The organism is Staphylococcus sp. HMSC14D10 (assembly GCF_001808125.1).
GTDB lineage: Bacteria > Bacillota > Bacilli > Staphylococcales > Staphylococcaceae > Staphylococcus > Staphylococcus haemolyticus.
Map to the genome: position 1 here is coordinate 16,741 of NZ_KV792260.1, position 503 is coordinate 17,243.

Consider the following 503-nt stretch of genomic DNA (forward strand, 5'->3'; position numbering starts at 1 on the left):
TTTTAGTCATCAGTCCAATTTATTATAGAGCCAATTAAAAAACAAAAAAAGTGGAAACGTTGCTAAAACAACATTTCCACATTAAGAATTATACCGGCGGTCGGGGTCGAACCGACACTCCAATACAGGAACGGGATTTTGAGTCCCGCGCGTCTGCCAATTCCGCCACGCCGGCTCAATTTTTGATAAATAAAAAACTTCCATTTGGAAGCAAAAACATGGAGCGGAAGATAGGATTTGCACCTATATCTCGTTCCGGGAAGGAACGTATTCTAAAAGTTGAAATACTCCCGCATTATTAAGAATTATGGAGCGGAAGATAGGACTTGCACCTATACCTCATTCCGGGAAGGAATGTGTTCTAAAATTGAACTACTCCCGCATCGTGCATGGAGGCGGCAACCGGATTTGAACCGGTGATAAAGGTTTTGCAGACCTCTGCCTTACCACTTGGCTATGCCGCCAATAACTGGGCTAGCTGGATTCGAACCAGCGCGTGACGG

Annotated in this window: 4 tRNA genes; all 4 read right to left on the bottom strand. The window is 44.7% G+C overall.

The features are described from left to right. Positions 1-91: 91 nt before the first annotated feature. Positions 92-175: transfer RNA gene (locus tag HMPREF3134_RS08380), tRNA-Leu, on the bottom strand. A gap of 44 nt (positions 176-219) precedes the next feature. Further along, positions 220-294 (bottom strand) — tRNA-Gly (locus HMPREF3134_RS12240). A gap of 14 nt (positions 295-308) precedes the next feature. After that, positions 309-382 (bottom strand) — tRNA-Gly (locus HMPREF3134_RS08385). 8 nt (positions 383-390) lie between these two features. Further along, positions 391-464: transfer RNA gene (locus HMPREF3134_RS08390), tRNA-Cys, on the bottom strand. Positions 465-503 lie beyond the last annotated feature (39 nt).